The sequence below is a fragment of the Pseudolactococcus hodotermopsidis genome (genome assembly GCF_011170085.1).
GTDB classification, from domain to species: Bacteria; Bacillota; Bacilli; order Lactobacillales; family Streptococcaceae; genus Pseudolactococcus; species Pseudolactococcus hodotermopsidis.
On the sequence record NZ_BLLI01000108.1, the window covers coordinates 1 to 3,114 of the forward strand.

The following is a 3,114-nucleotide window of genomic DNA, read 5'->3' on the forward strand; positions in this document are numbered from 1 at the left end:
TAGATTCAAAGGTTGGACGTTTAACGCCAACTAGACGTTTAAAATGACTATCGCTGAGTTTCGTGAGGGATTCATAGTTCATGACTATAGTATAACAAATTTTTTTATTTTTGGGAGAAGTCTATTACAATTCTTTCTTAATTTTTTAACATAAGAGGCAAAAGTTTGTAGACACTATTATCTTTTATCGTTGAAATCGTTGTCTAATCTTCCTTGTAAATTCGTGATATTGCCACGGCGTGATTCGCTGATAGAGCGGCTTATACATCTCAATCACTTCCGATAAAAATAAAAAAACAGCCTACAATTTGACTGTTTCTAATTCACTTCGCCTCATACCAAGTTTTACCACTATTTTCATCAACCAGCAAAGGTACATCAAGCGAAATCGCATCTTCCATGGTCGTTTTAACCAGTTTTTTAACCGCAACAAGTTCATCATCTGGCACATCAAGGACGATTTCATCGTGAACTTGCAGAAGCATTTTCGTCTTGAAACCACCCGCTGTCAGATTTTTATCAAGGTTTATCATGGCAACTTTGAGAATGTCAGCAGCAGACCCTTGAATCGGGCTGTTAATTGCGGTGCGTTCAGCAAATGAGCGCACTGAATAATTTCTAGCATTAATGTCTGGTAGATTGCGACGTCTATGGTACAAAGTCTCGACAAAGCCTTTATCCTTAGCTTCTCTGATTGTATTTCCCATGTAATTTTTAATATCAGGATAGCGTTCAAAATAGGTATCAATGTAATTTTTTGCCGCTTTTCTTGAAATGCCAAGATTATTCGACAAACCAAAATCAGAAATACCATAGACAACACCAAAATTAACTGCCTTAGCATTACGTCTGTCATTTGGTGTAACGTCTTCTGCTTTTTCAATGCCAAACACGCGCATAGCAGTAGACGTATGAATATCTGCGCCGTTATTAAATGCAGAAATCAAATGTTCATCTCCTGAAATGTGCGCCAAAACGCGCAACTCAATCTGCGAATAATCGCTTGACAGCAGAACCGAACTAGCATTTTCAGGGATAAACGCCTTGCGAATCTTGCGCCCTTCTGCCAAACGAACAGGAATATTTTGCAGATTGGGATTGACACTTGACAAGCGCCCAGTCTGAGTTAAATCTTGGATATAGCGTGTATGAATCTTACCATCCGCCATAATTTCGCCAAGCAAACCCGTCACATAAGTTGACTGAATTTTTGAAATTTGACGAAATTTCAAAATCTTATCAACAATCGGCGCTTGGGGTGCAAGTTGTTCCAAAACATCAACTGCTGTCGAATAACCCGTCTTCGTCTTTTTGATGATAGGCAAGCCCATTTTTTCAAAAAGAATCACACCGAGCTGTTTAGGCGAATTGATATTGAAAACTTCGCCCGCAAGCTCGTAAATTTCCGCTGTCAGATTTTCGATGACTTTCTCGTTTTCAATGCCGATTTCACTCAAAACACCGCCTGATACCTTAATTCCTGCAATTTCCATTTTAGCAAGAACATTTGCAAGCGGTAACTCCATGTCAGACAGTAACTTTTCTTGGTCATTTTCACGAAGTTTATCGGTCAATGGCGCTTTTGTCTTGACCAAAACGTCTATTTTTCGAGCAAGATGGTCAAATAATATCTCATCAAATGGTACGGCACGCTTGACACCTTTACCATAAATCACGTCATCATCTGGCAAATCCAGCCCAAACAAGCCAGCAATCGTTGAAATTTTGTTATTTTCAATCGTCGAATATAGATATTTGGCAAGCATGGTGTCAAACTCAACGACAGGATAAGCAATAGCATGACGTGCTAACAAAACTTTATTTTTCTTAAAGTCATAGGTATTTTTCGGAAAATTGAAACTTTTCAACAGCGCAATATTCTTCGACACATAAATACCAGTTTCATCTCCCCAAGCAAAACCAATAATCGAATCACGATGATAATCTTCCCCCAAAATTTCCAGATAGAAAAATTGATTCTCATCAAACATATCATCAGTTACAGTTTCTTCAACAACAGTAAAGTTGATTGCCTCAACGACTTTTTCAGTTGCGCCTTCAAGTTCTTCAAGAAATTTATTAAAGCCCATTTCTTGGTAAAATTTCTTGAGTTTATCATAATCAACGCCTGTGTAAATCGTATCCTCAAGTCCGATTGCAATCGGAGAAGTCAAATCAATCGTCGCTAATTCTTTAGATAAAAAGGCTTGTTCACGGTCATTGATAAGATTTTCTTTCATTTTCGAGACTTTCATCTGCTCGATATTGTCATAAATCCCTTGAAGCGAGCCATATTCTAAAAGGAGCTTAATACCCGTTTTCTCGCCAATTTTAGTTACACCTGGAATATTATCGGACTTATCACCCATGAGTGCCTTGAGATCAATAAATTGCGCAGTGGTCAAGCCTAATTTTTCTAGCAAATAGGCGGGAGTATAAATTTCAAGTTCAGCCACACCTTTAATCGTGATTGCCACAGTCGTTTTTTCTGTGGTCAGCTGTGTCAAATCTCGGTCGCCAGAAACAACCGTAATGGCATCAAAATCACCATTTTCAGCCAATGTCGCCAAAGTTCCGATAATATCGTCTGCCTCAAAATTGGCCAGCTCATACTGCTTGATACCTTGCGCCGCAAGCATTTCCTTAATAAAGGGCAACTGCTCGCGGAACTCATCAGGCGTTTTGGCGCGTCCACCCTTGTAGTCAGCGTACATTTCCGTACGAAATGTCGTCTTGCCCGCATCAAACGCTACCAAAACGTGAGTCGGCTGCTCAGTCGCAAGTACATTGCGCAACATCGTATGAAAAGCATAAATCGCATTGTTATGTAGCCCAGACGGCGAAATAAAGCGGTCAATCTGCGTATAAAGCGCAAAAAAAGCGCGATAGGCGATAGATGATCCGTCTATCAGAAGGAGTTTTTTTATATTAGTCATAGTTCTATTTTAACATAAAAACGCTCATCTTAATTGATGATGAACGCTTTGTCACGGTCGTTTCATAAATTTAATTTATCAAACAACATCACAAATTTCCAATAACAGCACACAAAACACGCTCATTTAACAAGCACTGTAAAAGATTTTGTTTCACACTTTTCTTCTTGTTTTTCTT

Annotated in this window: 1 protein-coding gene; it reads right to left on the reverse strand. The window is 39.0% G+C overall.

Going from position 1 to position 3,114, the window contains the following annotated elements:
• Positions 1-323 precede the first annotated feature (323 nt).
• Complete coding sequence (gene polA, locus Hs30E_RS10680; protein ID WP_172209916.1) at positions 324-2,936, reverse strand: DNA polymerase I; 2,613 nt, start codon at positions 2,934-2,936, stop codon at positions 324-326.
• Positions 2,937-3,114: the final 178 nt, after the last annotated feature.